Genomic DNA, 24,105 nt, shown 5'->3' with positions numbered 1-24,105 from the left:
TTGTTAAAACGTCTTTCTAATTTCACTTACCGAACTATAATAGAAAGAATTGTGATACAATTCAAACAGGGAATGGAGGAGAATTATATGAATGTCATACAATTAAAAGAAGATAAGTTCAGAGAAGCATTACGTTTATCAGAATACGCTTTTCAATATAAAGTAGATGAGGAACGATTACAGCAGCAACTTACAAAGATGAAGGAAAGTCATGAAATATACGGCATTATGGAAGGGGAAGACTTAGCAGCAAAACTACATCTTATTCCGTTTCATATTTACATAGGTAAAGAAAAATTTAAAATGGGTGGCGTTGCAGGGGTAGCGACGTATCCTGAGTATAGAAGAAGTGGGTATGTAAAAGAGCTACTTCAAGATTCACTTCAAACGATGAAAAAAGATGGCTATACAGTCTCTATGTTACATCCATTTGCGGTTTCATTTTACCGTAAATACGGCTGGGAACTTTGTGCGAATTTAGTCACATGTCATATAACTAAGAGCGATTTAGTGATGGAAAAACAAGTAAATGGCACTGTGAAACGTTTTAATAAAGAAAATCATCCAGAAGAGGTCGAAAAGCTCTATGAAGTATTTGCAGAACGTTTTTCAGGTATGCTAGTTCGAGAGAAGAACTGGTGGTTACAAGCGGTTTATGATGATTTAACATTAGCGATTTACTATGATGAAAATAAAAGGGCAGCAGGTTACATGTTATACAAAATAGAAAACTATAAAATGACAGTAGAAGAATTTGTACCACTACATAATGAAGCACGAAATGGTCTGTGGAACTTTATTTGCCAGCATGATTCTATGATTAAAGAACTTGAAATGACAGTAAGTGAAAACGAACCGTTGTTATATTCATTGCAAGAGCCACGCGTGAAGACAGAAATAAAACCATATTTTATGGGAAGAATTGTAGATGTAGAGCAATTCTTAAAACAATATGAGTTGAATTGGAACAATGTACAGCAAGAAGTGATCCTACACATTACAGACGCATTTGCTCCGTGGAATAACGTAACAGTGAGACTTGCAAATCATGAAATAACAATTGTAGAAGAAACAACGGAAAAAGGAATAAAACTGGATATAAATGCACTATCGGCAATAATGTTTGGTTATAAACGCCCGTTAGAACTAAATGAACTTGAATTAATTAGTGGAAGTGACGAGGCAATACGGTCAATTGAGAATCTAGTACCAGTGCGTAAGCCATTTATTTATGATTTCTTTTAATTTGTATGTATGAAGGTGGGCTATCCTAAGTGAAATTTCGGGATAGCTTCCTCTTATATTGTGAATTTTTGTCGGTAAGTCAATATATCATGAGAATCGCTGATATAATTTTAAGTTGCGCCAATATATCCAGAAAGTCACTCATATAATTTCATTCACAAATAGAGGATAAAAAATCACAGTTATACTTTGTCACGCACTTGACTTTTAATTCATGTAATTTATAATTAAAAACGGAATGAATTTTCATTCCTGGAAATTGAGGTGGAAAAATGGCTAAAAACAAACAAGAGGATATTTTTGATGCTGCAATACAACTTTTTGCAGAACGAGGTTATGATGGTACAACAATTCCGATGATTGCTGAAAAAGCAAAAGTAGGCGCAGGTACGATCTACCGTTATTTTGAAAATAAAGAAGCGCTTGTTAATTCTTTATTTACGAAAAGTGTTTTACAACTATCGGAATTAATAAAAAATGATTTCCCGGTCGGTGCAAATATTCGTGAACAGTTTAGCCATACATACAACCGTTTATTTGAATTTGCGAGACAAAATGCAGATGCTTTTCTTTTTACAAATTCTCACTGTGATAGTTATTTTCTAGATGAACATAGCAATGAAATATTCGAGGACTTCATGGGTTTCTTCATGAACTTGATTGAAGATGGAATCGAAAAAGGTTTGCTTCGTCCATTACCACCAATTGCTTTAATTATTATTGTATATCAACCAATTGAAAAATTAATTAAAGTAATGGAAACAGGGCAGTTAGAATATACAGATGAATTAGTAAAGGAATTGGAAGAAAGTTGTTGGAATGCTATTAGAATCATTTGATTCTATAGCATTATAAGGACAGGAATGAACATTCATTCCGAGAGAGGTATGAAAAAGAATAACAGGAGATGATAAATCTTTACAACTAAAGGAATGAATATTCATTCCGTATTACCTAGTTTAATAAAGTTAATGAATAATTTAATAGAATGATAGGAATGAACGTTCATTCCGGAAGGGTTTTCAAAAGAATAGGAATGAATATTCATTCCGTGTGTAAATTTCATAATGGGAGATGATTTAAATGAGCAAGTTAAAAAGTTGGAGAAGTTTATCTTTTCTATTATGGATAGTTATTACTATTACAATGGTTGTAACGATGCCTAATATGGATAAATTAGTGAAGGAAAAAGGGAAAATTACAATCCCTAATACAGAACAAAGCAGCATTGCTGACAAGATGATTAAAGAGATGGATAAAGAAGGGGTTGAAAAGTATGAAATTATAGCCGTTTTTAATAGTGGTAATAAGGCAGCTTTAACAGATGAACAAAAGAAGGAAATAACAAAAACGATCAACGCCCTGCAAAATGAAAAAGAGCAATTAGGAATTAAGGAAGTTGTTTCGCATTTAGATAATAAAGACTTGGAGAAACAATTAGTTTCTAAAGATAATACGACTATTTTAACGCAAATATCGATAGATAAAAAACATGGTGAAATATCAAGGGTTTCAAATAATCTGCATGAAAAGGTGCAAACGAAAGGAGTAAAAACGTATTTAACAGGAAGTGACTTAATAGCGGGTGATTTTCTTAAATCCTCTCAAGAGGGAGTGAAAAAGACAGAAGTTATTTCAATCATTTTCATTCTTGTAGTATTAATCCTCGTATTTCGTTCACCAGTTGTTCCGATTGTTTCTCTTCTTACAGTCGGTGTGTCGTATTTAGTTTCAATGGGGATTATTGCTCAGCTTGTAGATCAATTTAATTTCCCATTTTCAAACTTTACACAAGTGTTCGTAGTCGTCGTCCTCTTTGGAGTAGGAACAGATTATAACATTTTATTATATACGAGGTTTAAAGAAGAATTAAGTAAACAAGAAAATGCATTTTGGGCCACGAAAGAAACATTTAAATCGGCAGGTAAAACCGTATTATATAGCGGTATAGCGGTGCTAATTGGTTTTGCATCACTTGCGTTAGCGAATTTTAAATTATATCAATCTACTTCAGCGGTAGCAATTGGTGTTTTAGTATTACTACTCGTATTAACGACTTTAAATCCATTTTTTATGGTGCTTTTAGGAAAAGGAATGTTTTATCCAGTTAAAACATTTAAAGGTCATGAGGATAGTCGCTTATGGGGATTCTTTGCGAAAAACTCAGTAGCAAGGCCATTTATCGCTTTAATCATCGTATTTTTAATATCGATTCCTTTCATATTAAAATACTCTAATACACTAAATTACAATGATTTATTTGAAGTAGATAATAAGTATGAATCAAAGATGGGTATTAACGTAATAGAGGATCATTTTCCGCCTGGTTTCTCTTCACCGAGTACATTAGTCATTCAATCTGATAAAAAGCTGGATGAAGGAACTTCTCTACAAATTTTAGACGAATTAACTGATAAAATTTTGAAAGTTAAAGGTGTATCAGAAGTATATGCACCAACACGTCCAACTGGTGAGAAGATAAAAGAATTATATTTAAATAAGCAAGCGGGAGAATTGAATACAGGATTAGGAGATGCCGATGGTGGCATAAAGGAAATTAATGATGGATTAACGGATGCGAAAAATAAAATGGGAAGTAATGATTCAAATAGTCTTGCGAATGTTCAAAAATTAATTGATGGAACGAACGAGGCGAAAAACGGGGTATCAGCATTAGGAACAGCTTTACATCAATTATCAAATGGCATAAACGACGGTGCACAAGGGGCACAGCAAATTGAGAGTGGCTTAGCTTCAGTAAACGAAAATATAAATGTTCTATCTAATGCAACGTCGCAGCTGCATGCTGGTTATGCACAGTTAGAAAAAGGTTTAAGCTCTTACGATCAATACTTCGGAAGTATTTCTCAAGCAATTGATGGTGCGAAAAAGGGATATGAACAAATTGAAATGTTAATGACCAATTTCGTTCAAACGAAACCAGAACTAGCGAATGATTCAAACATACAACAAACGATAGGGATTGCTAAAGAAGCTCAAAAAAAATTAAATATACTTTCAAAAGAATTAAATCAATTAGCAACGCAGCATAAAGCAGCGATGAGTTCATTTAAAGAAGCGAATCAATCGTTACTGAAAGTGGATAACGGCTTAAAAGAAATGAACAATGGAATTAATAAGTTACAAAAGGGAGCAGCGGATCTTAAAAATGGATTAAATGAAGGTTCTGCAGGTTCAAAACAAATTGCGAATAAATCAGCTGAGTTACAATCTGGATTAACGAAAATAAACGATGGGCAAGGGCAACTTTTAACGGGCCTTAAAGACCTGCAGGAAAAGATGGGGCAATTACAATCTGGTTTATCTAAAAGTACAGAAGGGCTTGGAAAAGTAAGCAATGGCCTGCATGACGCGCAGAAATATTTAGGGGAGCTCAATGAATCGAAAAGCTCTGAGAAGTTTTATATTCCAAAAGAAGTGTTAGAGGGAGACGATTTCCAAAAAGCATTGAACACGTACATGTCACAAGATAGAAAGATTGCTAAAATGACCATCATTTTAGATGTAAATCCGTATTCAAAAGAAGCAATGCCGATTATTCAAGAAATCAATAAAACAATCGAGGGCACTGTAAAGGGAACGGAATTAAAGGATGCGAAAACAGCGATTGGCGGAACTACAGCTAGAAACGTTGATTTAAAAGAAGTAACGGGGCAAGATTTCTTACGTACAGCTACGATTATGTTAATTGGAATTGCGATTGTATTACTTGTAATTACACGTTCATTATTAAATACAATATTTATTATTGGCTCATTACTATTAGCGTACTTTGCATCGCTTGGTATAAGCGAACAAATTAGTGCACATGTATTACATGTAGAGTCATTAAGCTGGAATGTTCCATTCTTTAGCTTCATTATGATTGTCGCTTTAGGAGTGGATTATAGTATTTTCGTAATGATGCGCTATAACGAGGTAGAAGGGGATTCGGTAACGAAAATTATAACTGCATCTCGTCATATAGGAGGAGTTGTATTATCAGCGGCGCTAATTTTAGTAGGGACATTTGCAGCATTAATCCCTTCAGGTGTATTAACACTTATACAAGTAGCATCAGTTGTTGGCGTTGCACTATTACTATTAGCTTTAATCGTGATGCCGATATTGTTACCTGCTTTAATGGGATTAACGAGTAAATTGAAGAGTTATAAAGAAAAGATAATAAATACGAAATAAGTGAAGACTGTAGGGGGTGATTTCTCTACAGTTTTTCTATATATAAAATTTCGAATGAAAAATGAATCCAATGTATTACAGAATGAGAAGTGAATGGTTATATGAGAAAGAGGTCGATGATATACATACAATAGCTAGGGGAATGGATAAAAACTATCCGATTTCATTATAGAAAGGTAATCAACCGTTGCTATTCATCCAGCTTCTACTATATAATAGCTATAGTCTACAATAATTGAGTCGTAATATGCGATTTTTTAAGACAATCGGTGAGAAAACGCTGAAATAAGCGGTATTAGTAGGAGGACACAAATGATTACAGTAAGTAACGTTAGTTTGCGTTTCGCGGATCGCAAATTATTTGAAGATGTTAACATAAAATTCACGCCAGGTAACTGCTACGGTTTAATCGGAGCAAACGGTGCTGGTAAATCAACATTTCTAAAGATTTTATCTGGAGAAATTGAACCATCAACAGGTGACATACATATTACGCCAGGTGAGCGTCTAGCAGTATTAAAACAGAACCACTTCGAATATGAAGAGTTCCCAGTATTAGAAACAGTAATTATGGGTCACACGCAACTTTACAAAGTAATGCAAGAGAAAAATGCTATTTACATGAAAGAAGACTTTAGTGATGAAGATGGTATGCGTGCTGCAGAACTTGAAGGTGAGTTCGCTGAGCTTAACGGTTGGGAAGCTGAGTCAGAAGCTGCAATCCTTCTAAAAGGTCTTGGTATTGGTGAAGATCTTCATGACAAAAAATTATCAGAATTGACTGGTGCAGAGAAAGTAAAAGTATTACTTGCTCAAGCATTATTCGGTAAACCTGACATTCTATTACTAGATGAGCCTACCAACCACTTGGACTTAAAAGCGATTCAATGGTTAGAAAACTTCTTAATGAACTTTGAAAATACAGTAATCGTTGTATCCCATGACCGTCACTTCTTAAATAAAGTATGTACGCACATGGCTGATCTTGATTTCGGAAAAATTCAACTTTATGTTGGTAACTATGACTTCTGGTATGAGTCAAGCCAATTAGCTTTAAAATTAACACAAGATGCTAATAAGAAAAAAGAAGAGAAAGTAAAAGAGTTACAAAACTTCATTGCACGCTTTAGCTCAAACGCATCTAAAGCGAAACAAGCAACTTCTCGTAAAAAATTATTAGATAAAATTACATTAGATGATATTAGACCATCATCACGTCGTTACCCATTCGTTGGCTTCACACCTGAGCGTGAAATAGGAAATGACTTATTAACTGTTGAAGGCCTTTCTAAAACAATTGATGGCGAAAAAGTGTTAGATAATGTGTACTTCACTTTAAATAAAGGTGATAAAGTTGCATTTATCGGTCGTAACGATATCGCGATGACAACATTATTTAAAATCCTTATGGGTGAAATGGAGCCAGATAGCGGTTCATTCAAATGGGGTGTTACAACATCTCAATCTTACTTCCCAAGAGATAACTCTAAGTACTTTGAGAACAGTGACTATAACTTAGTTGATTGGTTACGCCAATTCTCTCCACAAGATGAGTCAGAAAGCTTCTTACGTGGTTTCTTAGGCCGTATGTTATTCTCAGGTGAAGAAGTTAAGAAGAACGTTTCTGTATTATCTGGAGGCGAAAAAGTTCGTTGTATGTTATCTAAAATGATGTTAAGTGGTGCGAACGTAATCACACTTGACGATCCAACGAACCACTTAGACCTTGAGTCTATCACTGCATTAAACAACGGTTTAATTGCTTTCAAAGGTACAATGTTATTCACATCTCATGACCATCAGTTCGTACAAACAATTGCAAACCGCATTATCGAAGTAACACCAAACGGTGTAATCGATAAAGAGGCAACTTACGATGAGTACTTAGAAAATGAAGAACTTCAAAAACAAGTAGATGCAATGTACAAAGGTCAATAATATATCATGAAAAAACTCGCTCTTTTTAGAGCGAGTTTTTTTGTCGAGAAAACATAACACTACTGGTAGGGTAAATGAATAATTATTCAAATATAATATTAGTGAACATGAGGATTTTTCATGTATGGAAGAGATGTAATGACTTTAAGATTTAGTTGAAGCAGGGGAATGTAAGGTGAGCAATATAATTAAATAACATTATTTTGTCATGTGAAATATGTACCAAAATTGGAGATAGAATAGTTTGCGAATGAGTTTATAAAGGTATATAGTATGGGATGTCATAATTAGTGGATGAATCTTGGGAGAAAACAGGAAATGTTACAAATTTATTTTGTTAAATAGAAACCAAGGTCAAAATGTTTAAAAAGAAATAGTTGAATAAATACTAGCTTCAAATTATAATTACTAATATTCTTCATATAGTTAAATAAAGATAATCTATTTGAAGAAGAAAATTTGAATAGAGAGACAGACTTATAAAAAATAAGCCTTGGATGATTAAAAGAGGTGGAGAAATGAAACAGTTCTTATTAAAGAGCAAAAGTGTGTTAAGCAATCATTTTGGATTCTTTCTGTTTGCCGTTATTTTATTTTGGCTCAAAACATATGCCGCGTATGTAACGGAATTTAATTTAGGAATTTCAAACACAATCCAAAAATTCTTGCTGTTTTTTAACCCGCTTAGTTCAGCAGTTCTATTTTTAGGACTTGCATTATTTGCAAAAGGGAAACGATCTTATATTTGGCTAATTGTCATCAACTTGTTATTGTCGATTCTTTTATACGCAAACGTAGTATACTATCGCTTTTTCAGTGACTTTATTACGTTCCCGACATTAACACAAACGAATAACTTTGGAGATTTAGGTGGTAGTATTCTTGCGTTGCTACATCTTTATGATCCACTATACTTTTTAGACACGATTATATTAATTGTGTTAGTCGCAACAAAATTTGCAAATCCAAAACCAATTCGTGTTGCGAAGCATAAATTATCTCTAGTATTTGTAGCAGGTATTTTATTATTCAGTGTTAACTTAGGTCTTGCAGAGTCTGACCGTCCTGAATTATTAACAAGAACGTTTGACCGTAATTATATTGTGAAATATTTAGGGGCATACAACTACACAATTTATGATGGAATTCAAAGTGCGAAAGCATCGACAGAACGAGCATTAGCTGATGGCGATAATATGACAGAAGTACGAAATTATTTAACATCAACTTATGCAAGTCCAAATCCTGAGTATTTCGGTAAAGGAAAGGGAATGAACGTAATTTATATTCATTTAGAGTCATTCCAAAACTTCTTAATCGATTACAAATTAAATGGTCAAGAAGTTACACCGTTCTTAAACTCATTTACAAAAGATGCGAATACACTATACTTTGATAACTTCTTCCATCAAACAGGACAAGGGAAAACATCTGATGCGGAGTTTATGTTAGAGAATTCAATGTTTGGTTTACCGCAAGGTTCTGTCTTTACAACGAAATCTCATAATACGTATCAATCAGCACCAGCTATTTTAGGACAACAAGGATACACATCAGCAGTATTCCACGGTAACTACAAAACATTCTGGAACCGTGACGATATTTATAAATCATTTGGTTTTAATAAATTCTTTGATGCGTCATACTACGATATGAATGAAAAAGATGTAGTAAACTACGGATTAAAAGATAAACCGTTCTTTAATGAATCTATTCCGTTATTACAAACATTGAAACAACCGTTCTATACGAAGTTTATTACGTTATCGAACCATTTCCCTTATCCAATCGATAAGGCAGAAGCAACGATTGAACCAGCAACAACAGGTGATTCATCAGTAGATACGTACTTCCAAACAGCACGCTATTTAGATGAATCTGTAAAAGGCTTCATCGATTACTTGAAACAATCTGGTTTATATGATAACTCAATTATCGTTATGTACGGAGACCATTACGGTATTTCAGATAATCATAATGCAGCAATGTCAAAAGTAATGGGTAAAGAAATGAACTCATTTGAAAATGCACAGTTACAACGTGTGCCTTTAATCGTTCGTGTACCAGGAGTGAAAGGTGGCGTACAACATCAATATGGCGGTGAAATTGACGTTCTTCCTACGTTATTACACTTACTAGGTACAGATACGAAAAACTATGTTCAATTCGGTTCAGATTTATTATCACCAGAGCATAAACAAGTCGTTGCGTTCCGTAACGGTAACTACGTAAGCCCAACTGTTACTGCACTAAACGGCAAATACTATGATACAACAACTGGAAAACCTGTAGAATTTACAGATGAAATAAAGAAAAATGAACAAATGGTTCAAAACTCACTAAAATACTCTGACCAAGTCGTAAATGGTGACTTATTACGATTCTACACACCGGAAGGATTCACTCCAGTAGATCGTTCGAAGTATAACTATAACAATCGTGATAAAAACAAAACGAAGGTAAAAACGACTCCGGAAGGGGAAGCTAAATAATAAAAGGCGCTATTCATATGAATAGCGCTTTTTATTTGTAAATATACCATCATTATTAGACAGAACTAGCTGTTGCTTTTTGTTTTGCTTTTCCGAAGAAAACTACACCGACGATGATAATAATGATAAATGCCCATTTAATGAAAGGGTTACTTTCGAAAAATCCAGCAAACCATTTCTCATCTACAATCATTTTTGCAGCAGTATAAGCTAAAACCGCTGCTCCAATCGTAATGATGACAGGAAAACGATCCACCCATTTTAAAATCAATGTACTGCCCCATACGACTACAGGAATAGAAACTAATAGACCAATGATTACTAAAGAAAAGTTACCATGGGCAGCTCCTGCAACTGCGAGTACATTATCAATGCCCATTAACGCATCAGCGATAATAATGGTTTTAATAGCAGACCAAAATCCTTCTTCGGCTTTAATATCATGATTTTTACCCTCAGCAATCAACTTGTAAGCGATCCATATAAGAAGTATACCGCCAATTAGGAGTAAACCAGGTATTTTTAATAACCAAACGACAACTAAGGTAGCGAGGGCTCTAATAGCGATTGCCCCGACAGTACCCCATATAATAACTTTTTTTTGTTGGTCTTTCGGTAATCTTCTTGCTGCTAATCCAATTACGATGGCATTATCTCCGGCTAACACTAAATCGATTACAATGATGGCAAGCAAGGCAGACAAATATTCAGATGAGAGAAACTCCATATACATATCACTCCTTATGGTTAATATGTGCTAAGCTATATTAAAAATTCTAAAGATCTTTTTGTCATTGCTGTAAATGAATAATGAGGGGAACTTTAGAATTAAAGGAAAATAAAGTATTCCATCGGGGGAATGTATGCTGAAGTAATTTTTAAAGCACAATCATTGCACTACAGAGAAAACAAAATTTGGACTTATATTTGGAGGTAATAAAAGATATTATATTAATAGAAAACGATTACAAAATCTAATTTTGCAAAGTTAGTATCTATACTTGCAAGTCAATTAGTGAACAAGTATAGAAAGGGTGTACACCATATATGATATTAGGTAATCGAAGTGTAAATATTTTGCAACAAATTATTCAAGCAGAAGGTTATGTGTCTATAAATCAATTAATTGATGTAATTCGAGTTTCTAAGCGAACAATTTATTATGATATTAAGAAGATTGAAGATTGGTTAGAAGAGGAAGGGCTACATTCAATTGAATATATCCGGCCTCTAGGTTATTGCTTAAATAATGAAACGAAACAGATAATAGTAAAAAAATTAAATGAATTTACGAGTGATCAATATGAATATTCTCCACAAGAAAGAAAAATATGGTTAATTTTATGCTTACTCATAAAGGAAAACAGAATTTTATTAGAAGACTTAATTGACCTTTTACAAGTAAGTCGTAATACTGTGCTTACAGATTTAAAAAAGCTAAAAGTAGAACTAAATAAGTATGATTTATTATTACAATTTGGGCGTAAACAAGGCTATCAAATTGCTGGAGATGAACAGGATAAACGAAATTTGTTAATTTCCAGTCTCTCTCACATTATTTCCAAAAACGGCTGGGAGTATTTAATATCACAAGTAAAATGCATTATAACTGACATGAGGAATGAAAAAGATACTCTGGAACGAGAAACACTTTACAACATAAAAAATATTCTTTCAAACTGTGAAGAGTTTTTAGGTATCCAATATACAGATGAGGTGCTTGAAAATTTAAGCGTTTACATGTATTTGTTCCATAGACGTATTTTAAAAGGACAGTACATTGAAATGGAAGAAGCAGAAAAAAATGTTCTTCGAGATTCAAAGCAATTTGAAGCAGCAAAGTATATCGCGAAGCAGTTTGAGCGAAAGTTTGCTGTTAAATTCCCAAGTGATGAAATTTATTATATTACGACGCATTTGTTAGGGGCAAAAGTAAATTACCAGGAAAATATGTATGAAAAAAATAATAAGGATGAAATACATTTGGTTGTTGACAGGATGATTAAAGAATTTCAGGACTATGCTTGCGTTATATTTGAAGATTTTAACGGGCTGTCTTCAGACCTATATTTGCATATGAAACCCGCATTTTATCGGGTGAAGTATGGAATAGATATTGAAAATCCATTACTGAATACGATTCAGCAAAATTATAAAGAGGTATATTGTCTTACAAAAAAAGTGATTCATCATTTTGAAGAATATGTGAGAAAATCTGTTTCAGATGATGAGATTGCATATATTACTATGCATTTTGGAGCGTGGATGAGGAAAGAAGGAATCGTTCCCAATCCGCGGAAAACTGCGCTACTTGTATGTCCGAATGGCATTGGAACATCACGTATGTTGCAATACCAATTAGAAAAATTATTTTCAAATGTGGATATATTAAATGCAATTTCAAAGCGAGAATATGAATCAAATACATTTGATGTAGATTGTATTATTACAACTACTGAAATTGAGAAGAGAGGGGTACCTGTTTTTAAGGTGAATCCAATTCTAACTGATTCTGAAAAAGCATCTCTTTTAAGAAACGTAAATGGAGTATTCTATGGTGAGAATCAAAAGGATTCTGTTGATGTAGTCATGGGAATTATTCGAAAATATTCCGATGTAGTAGATAAGCAATCTTTAAAAAGAGAATTGACTGAATTTATGAGTGGTCCGGTGTATTTTGAGAAGGAGGAGAAATATAAACCAATGTTAAACGAACTTTTAACTAAAGAGTTTATTCAACTTCAAAATCGAGTTGATAATTGGAAAGATGCGATAAAGGTAGCAGCTGAACCGTTATTACAAAATCAATATATCATTGAAGAATATATTGATGAAATGATTGTAAATGTAGAAAAATTAGGTCCCTATATTGTTATTGCACCTAAAATTGCAATACCACATGCTCGTCCAGAAGCAGGAGTTAAGCAGCTAGGAATGAGTTTACTACAGTTAAAAGAAAGTGTTTCATTTTCAGAAAAACAAGAGCATGCTGCTAATTTGATTATTGTGCTAGCGGCTATAGATAATGAAACACATTTAAAAGCATTAGCACAATTAAGTGAGATGCTATCTGAACAAAACAATGTGGAAATGTTAATACATTCAGATTCAAAAGATAAATTATTAGAAATGATAGCTAAATATTCTAATTAAAGGGGAAATTAAAATGAAAAAAGTATTAGTTGTATGTGGAAATGGTTTAGGAAGTAGTTTTATTGTGGAAATGAATGTGAAGAAAATTTTAAATGAACTAGGATTACAAGCAGAAGTATCTCATACAGATTTAGCTTCTAGTAAATCTGAGCAAGCTGATTTATATTTAGGTGCAAAAGATATTATTTGTAATCTTGAAGATGGCACACGCACAGTTGCTGGTTTAACAAATATTTTAGATCAAAATGAAATTAAAGAAGCATTACAAAAACACCTGATGTAGTACAGTGAAAGGGGAGTAATGCTATGTTTGATATAATAATGAAGGATATTTTGGGACAGCCTGCAATATTAGTTGGATTATTTGCTATGTGTGGTTTACTACTGCAAAAGAAAAACTTTGCAGACACAGTTTCAGGAACCTTAAAAACAATTATGGGCTTTGTCGTTTTAGGAGGCGGAGCTACTATATTAGTAGGAGCTTTAGACGTTTTTGGTAAAATATTTGATAAAGCATTCCATATTAAAGGTATAATTCCAAATAATGAAGCTGTTGTTGCAATAGCTCAGCAAACATTAGGAAAAGAAACGGCATTAATCATGGTATTTGGTATGATTACAAATTTAATAATCGCACGATTTACGAAATTTAAATATGTATTTTTAACTGGTCATCATACATTGTTCATGGCATGTTTAATTTCAGCGGTATTTTCAACTACAGGGATGCAAGGCGCTTCACTAGTCATTATTGGGTCAGTTATTTTAGGGGCACTCATGGTGATTTTTCCAGCATTACTACAACCGTATGTTAGAAAGATTACAGGGATGGATGATATTGCAATTGGCCATTTCGGTTCTGTTGGATATTTAGCGGCAGGGTTTGTTGGAAGTAAATTTGGAAATAAAGAAAAATCAACAGAACAAATTCAAGTTCCGAAATCACTTGGTTTCTTGCGTGATACATCAGTATCTATGTCATTAACGATGGCTGTATTGTTCTTTATTGTCGCGCCATTTGCTGGTAAGGGGTTTATCGAAACTGAATTAAGTAACGGACAAAATTATCTCGTTTATTCTTTCATGCAGGCCATTACGTTTGCAGCAGGTGTATATATTATTCTAGCAGGTGTACGTATGTTAATTGCAGAAATTGTACCTGCATTTAAAGGGATTGCGGATAAACTTGTACCAAATGCAAAACCGGCATTAGATTGTCCAACAATCTTTCCGTTTGCACCAAATGCAGTTATTATTGGCTTTTTAACAAGTTTTATTGCTGGACTCCTTTCCATGTTTCTGCTTCCATTTATCGGTTTAAGTGTAATAGTACCAGGATTAATTCCTCACTTCTTCACAGGAGCAACAGCAGCTGTATTTGGAAATGCAACAGGAGGTAGAAGGGGAGCGATACTTGGCGCTTTTGTAAATGGGTTACTAATTTCATTCCTACCAGCGATATTATTACCTATATTAGGTGGTTTAGGATTTGAGAATACAACATTCGGGGATTCTGATTTCGCAGTGGTCGGTATTTTGATTAGTGAAATTGTGAAGTTAGTTGGCTATATTTTTTAATATATGGAATAAAAAAAGACTTGATAACCTACTAAAGGGAATCAAGTCTTTTCATTACATACGATTATCATGCCAGAAGTTTAATGGGAAATGTTCGTTCTCATTATATGCTTCTAATTCATATCCTTTTTCTTTCAGTCCTTTAATAATTCCAGGTACTGCTTTTACTGATTGTGGATGAATATCATGCATAAGGATAACTTCTGTTGGATTTGTAGCACCATGTAACACGTTCTCTACAATTTTAGCAGATGCAGCATCAACTTGCATTTTGTTGTATTTCCAGTCTAAAGAATCAATTGTCCAATCCCAAACTTTTAAGCCATTTTCTACAACTTTGTTGCGAAGAGCTTCGTTTAATCCTGGCATAGAGCCGTAAGATGGACGAGTTAATATTGGTGATTTACCTAAAACACCAGCGATTAAGCCTTGGTCTTCCTTCATTTCATCTACGTAATGACCTTCTGTGTAAAGTTTCTTGTAGTTATGAGTCATACTGTGCATCCCAACGTAGTGGCCTTCAGCATCTTCGCGTTTTACAAGATCAGGGAAAGCTTTTACGTTTGAACCAATTAGGAAGAATGTTGCTTTTGCATTTTCTTTCTTTAACATATCTAAAAGCTCAGCTGTGTATTTTCCAGGACCATCATCAAATGTTAAATAAGCGACTTTTCTAACTTGCCCGTTATAATGTTTAGGAGCTTCTTTCGGAGCAAGAGATGTTTGAATCTCACTTACAAGTTGAACAGATTTTGCTTCATCCTCTGTACTAGCTAGAGCAGTATGTACTGATCCCAAAGCCGCTTCGTATGTGAATAATACCCCCGCACAAACTAACATAGCCCTTTTTACTAAAGTTGTCATTCGAATTCCATTGTGCATAATTTTCCTTCTCTCTATAAAAGTTCTACTCTACTATATTAGCAATTATAGGTAGGGAAATGCAAAAAAACTTTTTTACAAGTGTAAAAAAGTTTACTCAAAAGTATGCAAGATTTTATATCAATTGCAGTTTTGAAAAATAGGATGAATTTAAACTTTATTATTTAAACTTTATTATTTAAACTTTCAATCATCAAATTTAAATCTTCTAATAAGGATGCATGCGCTTTTTTAGGAGAACCTGTATCAAAGGGAGGCTGAGGGTCGTATTCTAACATGAGTTGAACTGCTTTGCTTTTTTCATCTCCAAATTCCCAAGCTATTAACTGAAGGGCCATATCAATACCTGCAGATACACCAGCAGCTGTTATAATTTTTTCATGGCGCACGAATCTCTCTTCAGTTGGAATAGCTCCGAGAGAACGAAGTAAGTTAAAACAGCTCCAATGACTAGTAGCATTAACACCATTTAGTAGACCAGTAGCACCTAAGATTAAGGAGCCCGTACATACAGTTGTAGTCCACTTTGTCGTTTTATGTATTTGGAGAATCCAATTAAGAGTTTCTTCATCCTTCATAAGTTGTGTAAAGTTTGGTGGACGACATCCGGGAATAATAAGAATATCTGCTGAAGTAATTTCATTAAAATTGTAATCAGCATGTAAATAGCCCATTTTCGAATCTAATTTTATTAATCCCTTCGTTTTAGCAACAAATTTTATGTTGTTGTTGCTTTCTGCAGCAAATACTTCGTATGGACCAATAGCATCTAATGCAGTAATTCCATCATAGAGCATAATAACGATTTCCATTAAAACCTCTCCTTTATTTGTTACGAATTGAATCTAGTAACGATAAGGAAGATAAAATTATTGAATATTCTTTTATCGTTTCTTTAAATATACTATACCTCTAATGTGTATCGCTTAGTGCAACTATGTCAAAGGTGTGACGAAATCTATGAATAGGTTCATTTATTTTGAAAAGATGTATTCACTTATTTAATGGGTAAAAGTTTAATTTACTTGGAATTTCTATTAAAAACGATATGCAACTTTCACAGAAAGAAGAAATGAAAAATATAGTACTTAGGCTAAAGTCTTAAAACGAAAGGAGACTAATCATACTTTCGTATCATTTCATTTTCATTCCAATTATTGATTCGAATATTTTTGCTTTTTATTAAAATATTGGTAAAGAAACAATTACATGAAAAAAGGAGTGGGAATATGGATAATTATATTTGCACTACATGTGGAGTACAGTATCCCGAAAATGAAGAAGCACCTTCTCGCTGTAAAATTTGTAATGAGGAAAGACAATATGTTAATCCAATTGGGCAGTCATGGACAACATTAGAAACGATGCAAAATAGCAATTTATACAAAAACGAAATAATAAAAGAAGAAAGCGGTTTGTATAGCATTACTACTAAACCTAAATTTGCGATTGGACAAACAGCATTTTTAATACAAAGTAAAACTCTAAATGTTATGTGGGATTGCATTAGTTATTTAGATGATAAAACGATACAACGTATATATGATTTAGGTGGTATTCAAGCAATAGCACTTTCTCATCCACATTATTACTCTACACAAGTTAAATGGGCGGAAACATTCAATGTACCTATTTATATTCATGAAGATGATAAAGAGTGGGTAGTTCGTCCGAGTAAGCAAATTAAATTTTGGTCTGGGGAGCATCTGATATTATCGGAAGAACTTACATTGCATCGCTTAGGAGGCCATTTTAAGGGCGGAACTGTTATACATTGGAAAGACGGTAATGAAGGGAAAGGCATTTTGTTATCAGGTGATATTATACAAGTAGTTTCGGATCGAAAATGGGTAAGTTTTATGTATAGTTATCCCAATCTCATTCCATTACCAGCGAATAAAGTTAGAGATATGGCAGAGAAGGTAAAAGATATCCAATTTTGTCGACTATATAATGCATTTCATGGTGTGGTGGAAGATGCGAATAAAGCTGTACAAAGATCTGCTGATCGGTATATAAAGGCCCTGCAAGGAGAACTATTTCATACGTAATAGCTTGTAATTCATCTCTACATTTATATAACTAATTTTACACTAAAGTCCTATTGTTTATTAACTAATAGGTCTTTCAACTTAGGAAGTTCACACTAATGAGGGATGTTAAAGGGAATATATGTAACCTATACTAATTACTATAAAGCTTTGGAAAATGAAAAGGAGGAGATTTGCATGAAGAATTGGGTTCAATTTAGAATTGCAAGACCAACAGATAAATTTGAAGAAGTGATAAATTTTTATGAAACAGGATTAGGTTTAAAACGTATAGGGGAATTTCACAATCATGAAGGATATGATGGGGTTATGTTTGGCTTACCAGATGAAGAGTATCATTTGGAGTTTACTACACATGTTAATGGAAGTCCATGTCCGGCACCGACAAAAGATAATTTACTAGTTTTTTATATGCCTAATAAAGATGAAATTGAAAAGATAGTGAATCGATTAAGTAATATGGGCTATCATGAGGTGGAACCAGAAAACCCGTATTGGATAGAGAAAGGAACCACAATAGAGGATCCAGATGGTTGGAGAATTGTGCTTATGAATGCATCTGAATAAAGAAACTATTTTCATATGAAATAGAGTGTAACAAAATGATTTAGACATAAATCCCTACAGTGTTTGTAGGGATTTTTATATAAGAAGATCTTATTGAGAGAGTTATTAAAATGTAGAAAGTATTTTGGCTGAGAACAAATGTAATAAACATAATTTATGAAGGAGGTATAAAAGTATGATAGTAAACCATTTTGAAGAGTTTTCTAAACATGTTGGAAATACACCTCTCATGAAATTAAAATGCGAAGAAACGAAGGACCTTTCTATCTATGCTAAATGTGAATGGCACAATCCTACAGGATCGATTAAGGATAGGGCAGCACTTGGAATGATTAATAAATATTTACAAGAAGCGGACAAAAAACAAAATATTTTAGAGTATAGTGGTGGAAGCTTAGCGAGGTCAATTGGGTGTATTTGTAATTATTTAGGGATTCAATGCACGTTAGTTTTAAGTTCTGGAACCGGTAAATCTCTATTAAATGAACTTGATCGTTATGGTGCTAACGTAATCTTAGTTGATAAATGTAAAGGGTTCTACGCAGTAATTGAGAAAACAGTAGAGATTAGTAAACAAAATCCAGAATTATACTTTTTATTCCAACATTATAATAATGCAAATCTAGTAAGTCATATAGAAGGTACAGGGCGAGAAATTATTGCACAAATGATTGGAAAACCAATACATGCATGGGTAGCATCTGCTGGTACTGGTGGAACTCTAATGGGAGTCTATACAGCAATAAAGAATTATACAAAAAATGTTGAACTACATTTAGTAATGCCTGCTGAATTGCCTTATGGTTCGGAACAACCACCAAATGATTTAAAGAAATATGCTGGATCAGGTGGGTTCGGCTTAGGAAGGAAACAACATTTCATAGAACAGGAAGAAAATTTGATAGAAAAACAATGGACTTATTCATATGAAGATACCCTGTATGAAATGGCACGTTTTTACAAAGATACTGGTATAAAAATAGGAACTTCTGCGGCAGCGAATTTATTAGCAGCTAAACAAATTGGGAAAGAAAAAGGTGCGAATTTTAATGTAGTTACAGTTTTTCCGGACGCAGGATCAATAGAAGAGTGGTCAGATGTAAAAAATTTAGTTGAAAATAGGGAATAGACCAAATGATAGAGAGGACCATTAAAAGTTCTATTGTAGTTTATATCTTATTCTACGCAAAATTGATACCATTAAAAAACTGTATGTTTAACATGTACAGTTTTTTAATGGTGTAGCTGTGCAATGTTTAGAAATTTCACATACCGTATTTTAAAAATAAATATAGGAAAACCGAAAAGTAATGTAGAATATATCGTACATACATATATACAGTCAACATAAAAGATAAAGAGGTGGGTATATGTTACTTGAGGAAGTAATGCAGCAACTAGAGGAATATGGAACAGAACAAAATCGTAAAACGTATAAAAACCACGGAGCGAAAGAGCCACTATTCGGAGTTAGTTTTGCAAATTTAAAATTGTTAAAAAAGAAAATAAAAAAAGATCACGATTTAGCAGTTGAATTGTGGGAAACGAAAAATATGGACGCAATGATATTAGCAACTTATATTTTAGACCCGAAGAATATAACAGCAGAACAGCTTAATAGTTGGGTTCAGGATGTTGATTATTACTGTTTAATGGATGTTTTTATGACATCTATATGTACTTCGCCAATTGCAATAGAAAGAATGGAAGAGTGGACAAAGTCTAATGATGAATGGATTGGAAGAGCTGGCTGGTCTTTATTAGCAAATATATCGATTAAAAATAAAACGTTACATGATGATTTCTTCTCTCCATACTTAGAAGAGATTAAAGAAAATATACATAATGAAAAAAATAGAAAAAAAGAAGCGATGAATAGTGCTTTAATCGCAATAGGAATTCGTAATGAAGACTTAGAGCGACAAGCGATTGAAATTGCACGTGAAATTGGAAAAGTAGAGGTTGATCACGGTGCAACATCATGTAAAACACCAGATGCAGAAAGCTATATAAAAAAAGCGAGAGAAAGAGCTCAAAAAAAGAAAGTGAAATAAGAAAAGAGGAACGGCTATGAAACCAATTGAAGCAGCACAAAGCATAATTACATCACAATTTCCGAATTGTGATGTAGCTTTACTCGGTGGAAGCGTTGCACGAGGAGAAGCGACGAAAACATCTGACCTTGATATTGTAATAGTTGACCAAAGTTTAACTTCTTGTTATAGAGAATCTTTCTATAGTAATGGATGGCCTGTTGAGGTGTTTGTTCATAATTTTACAACATATAAAACCTTTTTCAAAATGGATTGTGATCGAGGGAGACCGTCGTTACCACAATTAGTTTCAGAAGGGGTTGCATTAAAAGGGGAAAAGGAAATTGTTGAGAAATTAAAAAAAGAAGCGAATGATTTACTACATAAAGGACCAGCTAAATGGACCGAAGAAACGATTAAGCAGAAGCGATATTTTATTACGGATACTTTAGATGACTTTATTGGTGCAACAAAAAGAGAAGAAGAATTGTTTATCGCTAATTTATTAGCGGATTTAGTACATGAATATGTATTAAGAGTAAATGGTAGGTGGCTTGGGAGTTCAAAATGGTTTATTAGAGTGCTAAGAAGATATGATGAGCAATATGCAAACAAATTTGTAGCGGCTTTTGATCATTTTTATAAAACGGGAGAGAAAAATGAATGTACCATATGTTCAATTAAGAGAATTGACACTAGATGATGTAGAAGATCGCTATCAATGGTCGTTAGATAGCGATGTAACAAAGCATTTAGTCGTACCAGACCAATATCCTCCGTTCACTCGTGGAGATACGAGAATCTGGATTGAAGCTTGTATAAGCCGAAAAAATGGTTATGAACAAAGGGCGATCGTTACTGAGAAAGGTATACATATTGGATGGGTAGACCTTAAAAATTTTGATAAAACAAATAAAAATGCAGAACTAGGAATTGCGATTGGAAATAAAGACTATTGGGGTAAAGGATTTGGAATGGCAGCTCTAAACAGCATGTTACAAATAGGTTTTTCCCAGTTTGAATTGGAGAAAATTTGGTTACGTGTAGATGAAGATAATACACAAGCTAAAAAGAGTTATGAAAATGCCGGATTTGTATGCGAAGGGTTAATGAGAAATGATCGATTGAGACAGGGAAAGTTCATTCATCGCTATCGTTACAGTATATTAAAAGAAGAGTATGAATCAAAAAATAATAACCTATAAAAATATTATGTCAATTAAAAAGGGGAAGATAAAATGATTCGATTACTTACAAAAGCGGATGCAAAACAATATTGGGAGTTACGTTTACAAGCACTACAAGTAAATCCAGAAGCATTTGTAACGACTTATGAAGAAGCAGTACGTCAAGAAAACCCTCTTGAACGCGTTGCTAGTAATCTTTCATCCAACAGTAGTTTTACATTTGGTGCTTTTAATAATGAAAATCGTTTAGTTGGGGTTGTTACTTTATTAACAGAAGAAAAGGACGCATATAAGCATAAAGGGCATATCGTTGCAATGTATGTAGATACTGAAAATCGAAGAAGTGGTCTTGCACGTGATTTAATACGTAAAGCAATTGAAAGGGCAAAAGAGATGAAGTTAGAGCAATTGAATTTAGGGGTTGTGTCAACGAACGAACCAGCCAAACGATTATATGAATCAATGGGATTTAAAACGTACGGAATTGAAAAAAGGGCTATAAAAATGAATGGTGTGTATAGTGATGATGAACATATGGTGTTGTTCTTTTAAGAGAGGAAGTTTTGTATGAAAGATCTCCATTTAGAAAGAAATCTGGACCCTCAAGTAGCGATTTTGTATGCGACGGTTGCTGATACGTTTAATAGATTGCAAAGGTTAGTAGAAGGTACTGAAGAGAACGAACTATCCTATAAAGGGTCTGAAAATAATGAAAATAGTATTGGGCAGTTACTTCAGCATTTAGCAGTTGTCGATTTACATTGGGTGTATCGTTTCAAGGGAGAAGATGTTCCAACAGCATTTGAAAATAAATATGGTCCTATGTTGAATGAAGTAGGAGAAATACCGAGTTTAAGAAAATACACGTTGCAAGAGTTAATGCAAGATTATGAAGCAGTGCAAAAATTGTTTTATGAAGAATGTATGAAACTAACAGAAACTGATTTAACGCGGGAAGTTTTGTATGAAAAAGGGGAAAATGCGACTATAAGATGGGGAATTTGGCATATAGCAGATCATAATCGGTATCATCAAGCACATATAAGTCGATTGAGGAAATTATATAGAGAATATAAACTACATATTCTTTAATTTTTGAATGAACAAACGCCCCTAAATAATAATTAAAGGAGGCGTTTATTTTTATTTGTTTGCTTTTCTTCCCAAGCTATCATTAAATTTTTATGATAATCTTTTGGTTTTTCAATAGAAAACCAGTAAATTGAATGTGCAATAGTTGGTAGCCATCTTTTATGGCGGATTCGTATATTTTCATGGTGAGTATAATGGGTCGAGATTAAGGTAGATTTTGACCCTTGAAAATTTTGGTATGTAATATCCTTGATTTCATACCAATACACTTTATTCCCATGCAAATCTACTACAATTCCTTCATCATCCCAATAGGAACCTATATCGTTTGCACGTGTTTTCCATAAGGTTAGGGCATACTTTAGTAGCCATAAGGAGAAAAATATTGAAATAATTCCTAGTAAATCAAATTCTTCCATTAAAGATAAAACACTTATTAGAAGGAAAACAACTCCGAAAGAAAGTACAAATAAAATAGATTGTATAGAGGCTCTGTATATTTTCAGTGTTATTACATCCATAGAAGTAACTTATTTTTAAAATTATTTCTGTTTAATGTTTTTATATTAAGTATAATAAATGAATGTATTATTATCTTTTTCATTGCAAGTGAATGGAAAGTGAAATGTAAGTTTGAATGTAGATTTTTCATCGCGTATACTAAAATATATGTTATAAAGATTAAAAATTAAATACAAGGGGTTTTACAATGAAAGCAATTGTTATAGGGATACTGGCATCATTTTTCTTTGCCTTTACCTTTGTTTTAAACCGGGCAATGGACTTAGAAGGTGGAAGCTGGATTTGGAGTGCATCATTACGGTATTATTTTATGGTTCCAATGCTATTACTTATTGTTATGTATAGAGGGAACTTAAAGCAACTCTTTCAATATATGAAAAACAATCCGAAAGAATGGTTAGTATGGAGTATCGTTGGATTTGGTCTCTTTTATGCACCGCTTAGTTTTGCTGGAGCGTTCGGACCAGGTTGGCTCGTTGCATCAACATGGCAAATTACAATCGTTGCAGGGATTTTGTTAACACCATTTTTTGCGGTGGATCCACTACATAAAAAACTTCCGATGAAGGAATTAGTTATGTCGGGCATTATTTTATTCGGTGTTGTTCTCATGCAAGTAGAACATGCTTCTTCATTAGGTATTCGTGAAACCGTTTTATGTGTAGTTCCTGTACTTATTGCAGCATTTGCGTATCCTCTTGGAAATCGAAAAATGATGCAAGTTTGTAAAGGGGAATTAGATGTATTTCAGCGAGTACTCGGTATGACATTAGCAAGTTTACCATTTTGGTTTTTATTATCTGGTTACGAAGTATCAACTGGCGGATTACCGTCAAGTAACCAAGTTTTTCAATGTTTTATTGTAGCAGTTAGTTCTGGGTTAATCGCGACAATATTATTTTTCTTTGCAACAGATCTTGTGAAAGATGATCCACAAAAACTAGCAACAGTGGAAGCGACGCAGTCTGGTGAAGTTTTATTTGCGCTAGTAGGAGAGCTGATCTGGTTATCTGCACCAATTCCGTCATCATTATCTTGGATTGGTATGAGTCTCGTTATTATTGGAATGGTACTTCATAGTTATGTGGCTGTCGTTGTAAAAAAAGAAGAAAAAATAACGGCGTAATGAGATTAGCTCTTTTTATTAAGAGCTAGTCTTTTTTCA

General features: G+C 33.6%; 21 protein-coding genes. 17 read left to right on the top strand and 4 right to left on the bottom strand.

Translation table 11 applies throughout. From position 1 onward, the window contains the following. Positions 1 to 87: 87 nt before the first annotated feature. The 5 genes from ACTJJY_RS07745 to ACTJJY_RS07725 all read left to right on the top strand — a co-directional run bounded on the left by ACTJJY_RS07745 (position 88) and on the right by ACTJJY_RS07725 (position 9,875). The gene (locus ACTJJY_RS07745; protein ID WP_440605333.1) at positions 88 to 1,245 is read left to right on the top strand and encodes a GNAT family N-acetyltransferase; all 1,158 of its coding nucleotides are present in this window, start codon (positions 88 to 90) and stop codon (positions 1,243 to 1,245) included. A gap of 272 nt (positions 1,246 to 1,517) precedes the next feature. Beyond that, positions 1,518 to 2,084 (top strand): TetR/AcrR family transcriptional regulator, encoded by a 567-nt coding sequence (locus tag ACTJJY_RS07740; RefSeq protein WP_001107291.1) that lies wholly within the window; start codon positions 1,518 to 1,520, stop codon positions 2,082 to 2,084. A gap of 244 nt (positions 2,085 to 2,328) precedes the next feature. Next, on the top strand, positions 2,329 to 5,445 hold the full coding sequence (locus tag ACTJJY_RS07735; protein WP_440605332.1) for an MMPL family transporter: 3,117 nt from the start codon (positions 2,329 to 2,331) through the stop codon (positions 5,443 to 5,445). Positions 5,446 to 5,757: 312 nt separating this feature from the next. Beyond that, entirely contained in the window at positions 5,758 to 7,383 is a 1,626-nt protein-coding gene (locus ACTJJY_RS07730; RefSeq protein WP_000633860.1) for an ABC-F family ATP-binding cassette domain-containing protein, read from the top strand. Positions 7,384 to 7,901: 518 nt separating this feature from the next. After that, complete coding sequence (locus ACTJJY_RS07725; RefSeq protein ID WP_000808748.1) at positions 7,902 to 9,875, top strand: LTA synthase family protein; 1,974 nt, start codon at positions 7,902 to 7,904, stop codon at positions 9,873 to 9,875. Between the two features lie 55 nt (positions 9,876 to 9,930). On the opposite strand, the gene ACTJJY_RS07720 is transcribed toward ACTJJY_RS07725, so the two are convergent. Then, positions 9,931 to 10,602, bottom strand: a complete 672-nt coding sequence (locus ACTJJY_RS07720) for a TerC family protein (RefSeq protein WP_000395169.1) — start codon at positions 10,600 to 10,602, stop codon at positions 9,931 to 9,933. 320 nt (positions 10,603 to 10,922) lie between these two features. On the opposite strand from ACTJJY_RS07720, the gene ACTJJY_RS07715 reads away from it, so the two are divergent. Genes ACTJJY_RS07715 through ACTJJY_RS07705 form a run of 3 tightly spaced genes read left to right on the top strand, consistent with a single transcriptional unit; the run spans position 10,923 to position 14,606 of the window. Then, a complete protein-coding gene (locus ACTJJY_RS07715; RefSeq protein ID WP_440605331.1) occupies positions 10,923 to 13,028 on the top strand; it encodes a BglG family transcription antiterminator in 2,106 nt (701 codons plus the stop codon). Between the two features lie 13 nt (positions 13,029 to 13,041). Beyond that, the gene (locus ACTJJY_RS07710) at positions 13,042 to 13,311 is read left to right on the top strand and encodes a PTS sugar transporter subunit IIB (protein WP_000757316.1); all 270 of its coding nucleotides are present in this window, start codon (positions 13,042 to 13,044) and stop codon (positions 13,309 to 13,311) included. 23 nt (positions 13,312 to 13,334) lie between these two features. Next, positions 13,335 to 14,606 carry a PTS ascorbate transporter subunit IIC gene (locus tag ACTJJY_RS07705; RefSeq protein ID WP_340783522.1) on the top strand — a complete coding sequence of 424 codons (1,272 nt, stop codon included), beginning with the start codon at positions 13,335 to 13,337 and terminating at the stop codon, positions 14,604 to 14,606. A gap of 54 nt (positions 14,607 to 14,660) precedes the next feature. Here ACTJJY_RS07705 and ACTJJY_RS07700 read toward each other — a convergent pair whose 3' ends face one another. Further along, positions 14,661 to 15,488 carry a peptidoglycan-N-acetylglucosamine deacetylase gene (locus ACTJJY_RS07700; protein ID WP_440605330.1) on the bottom strand — a complete coding sequence of 276 codons (828 nt, stop codon included), beginning with the start codon at positions 15,486 to 15,488 and terminating at the stop codon, positions 14,661 to 14,663. Positions 15,489 to 15,652: 164 nt separating this feature from the next. Continuing rightward, positions 15,653 to 16,300, bottom strand: a complete 648-nt coding sequence (locus tag ACTJJY_RS07695; RefSeq protein ID WP_000407025.1) for a DJ-1/PfpI family protein — start codon at positions 16,298 to 16,300, stop codon at positions 15,653 to 15,655. Between the two features lie 417 nt (positions 16,301 to 16,717). On the opposite strand from ACTJJY_RS07695, the gene ACTJJY_RS07690 reads away from it, so the two are divergent. From ACTJJY_RS07690 to ACTJJY_RS07655, 8 genes are all read left to right on the top strand, one after another. Continuing rightward, positions 16,718 to 17,539 carry an MBL fold metallo-hydrolase gene (locus ACTJJY_RS07690; protein WP_069355807.1) on the top strand — a complete coding sequence of 274 codons (822 nt, stop codon included), beginning with the start codon at positions 16,718 to 16,720 and terminating at the stop codon, positions 17,537 to 17,539. A gap of 177 nt (positions 17,540 to 17,716) precedes the next feature. Beyond that, positions 17,717 to 18,106 carry a VOC family protein gene (locus ACTJJY_RS07685; protein ID WP_000800663.1) on the top strand — a complete coding sequence of 130 codons (390 nt, stop codon included), beginning with the start codon at positions 17,717 to 17,719 and terminating at the stop codon, positions 18,104 to 18,106. A gap of 175 nt (positions 18,107 to 18,281) precedes the next feature. Continuing rightward, complete coding sequence (locus tag ACTJJY_RS07680) at positions 18,282 to 19,235, top strand: PLP-dependent cysteine synthase family protein (RefSeq protein ID WP_078401530.1); 954 nt, start codon at positions 18,282 to 18,284, stop codon at positions 19,233 to 19,235. 241 nt (positions 19,236 to 19,476) lie between these two features. Next, a complete protein-coding gene (locus ACTJJY_RS07675) occupies positions 19,477 to 20,160 on the top strand; it encodes a DNA alkylation repair protein (RefSeq protein WP_098976104.1) in 684 nt (227 codons plus the stop codon). A 16-nt stretch (positions 20,161 to 20,176) separates the two neighbouring features. Beyond that, the gene (locus tag ACTJJY_RS07670; protein WP_440605329.1) at positions 20,177 to 20,842 is read left to right on the top strand and encodes a nucleotidyltransferase domain-containing protein; all 666 of its coding nucleotides are present in this window, start codon (positions 20,177 to 20,179) and stop codon (positions 20,840 to 20,842) included. Further along, the gene (locus ACTJJY_RS07665; protein ID WP_001102507.1) at positions 20,799 to 21,344 is read left to right on the top strand and encodes a GNAT family N-acetyltransferase; all 546 of its coding nucleotides are present in this window, start codon (positions 20,799 to 20,801) and stop codon (positions 21,342 to 21,344) included. The genes ACTJJY_RS07670 and ACTJJY_RS07665 overlap by 44 nt, the downstream gene beginning before the upstream one ends. A 33-nt stretch (positions 21,345 to 21,377) precedes the next feature. After that, on the top strand, positions 21,378 to 21,878 hold the full coding sequence (locus tag ACTJJY_RS07660; RefSeq protein ID WP_000620322.1) for a GNAT family N-acetyltransferase: 501 nt from the start codon (positions 21,378 to 21,380) through the stop codon (positions 21,876 to 21,878). Between the two features lie 15 nt (positions 21,879 to 21,893). Next, entirely contained in the window at positions 21,894 to 22,418 is a 525-nt protein-coding gene (locus ACTJJY_RS07655) for a DinB family protein (protein WP_000653846.1), read from the top strand. Positions 22,419 to 22,450: 32 nt separating this feature from the next. Here ACTJJY_RS07655 and ACTJJY_RS07650 read toward each other — a convergent pair whose 3' ends face one another. Then, the gene (locus tag ACTJJY_RS07650) at positions 22,451 to 22,939 is read right to left on the bottom strand and encodes a hypothetical protein (protein WP_002094058.1); all 489 of its coding nucleotides are present in this window, start codon (positions 22,937 to 22,939) and stop codon (positions 22,451 to 22,453) included. Positions 22,940 to 23,127: 188 nt separating this feature from the next. Here ACTJJY_RS07650 and ACTJJY_RS07645 point away from each other — a divergent pair, with 188 nt between their 5' ends. After that, positions 23,128 to 24,066, top strand: a complete 939-nt coding sequence (locus tag ACTJJY_RS07645; protein ID WP_053564173.1) for a DMT family transporter — start codon at positions 23,128 to 23,130, stop codon at positions 24,064 to 24,066. Positions 24,067 to 24,105 lie beyond the last annotated feature (39 nt).

This window comes from Bacillus sp. 22475 (genome assembly GCF_052044835.1).
Taxonomy (GTDB): Bacteria; Bacillota; Bacilli; order Bacillales; family Bacillaceae_G; genus Bacillus_A; species Bacillus_A cereus.
Note: the sequence above shows the minus strand (reverse complement) of the source record. Positions and strands in the feature narration are given on the sequence as shown.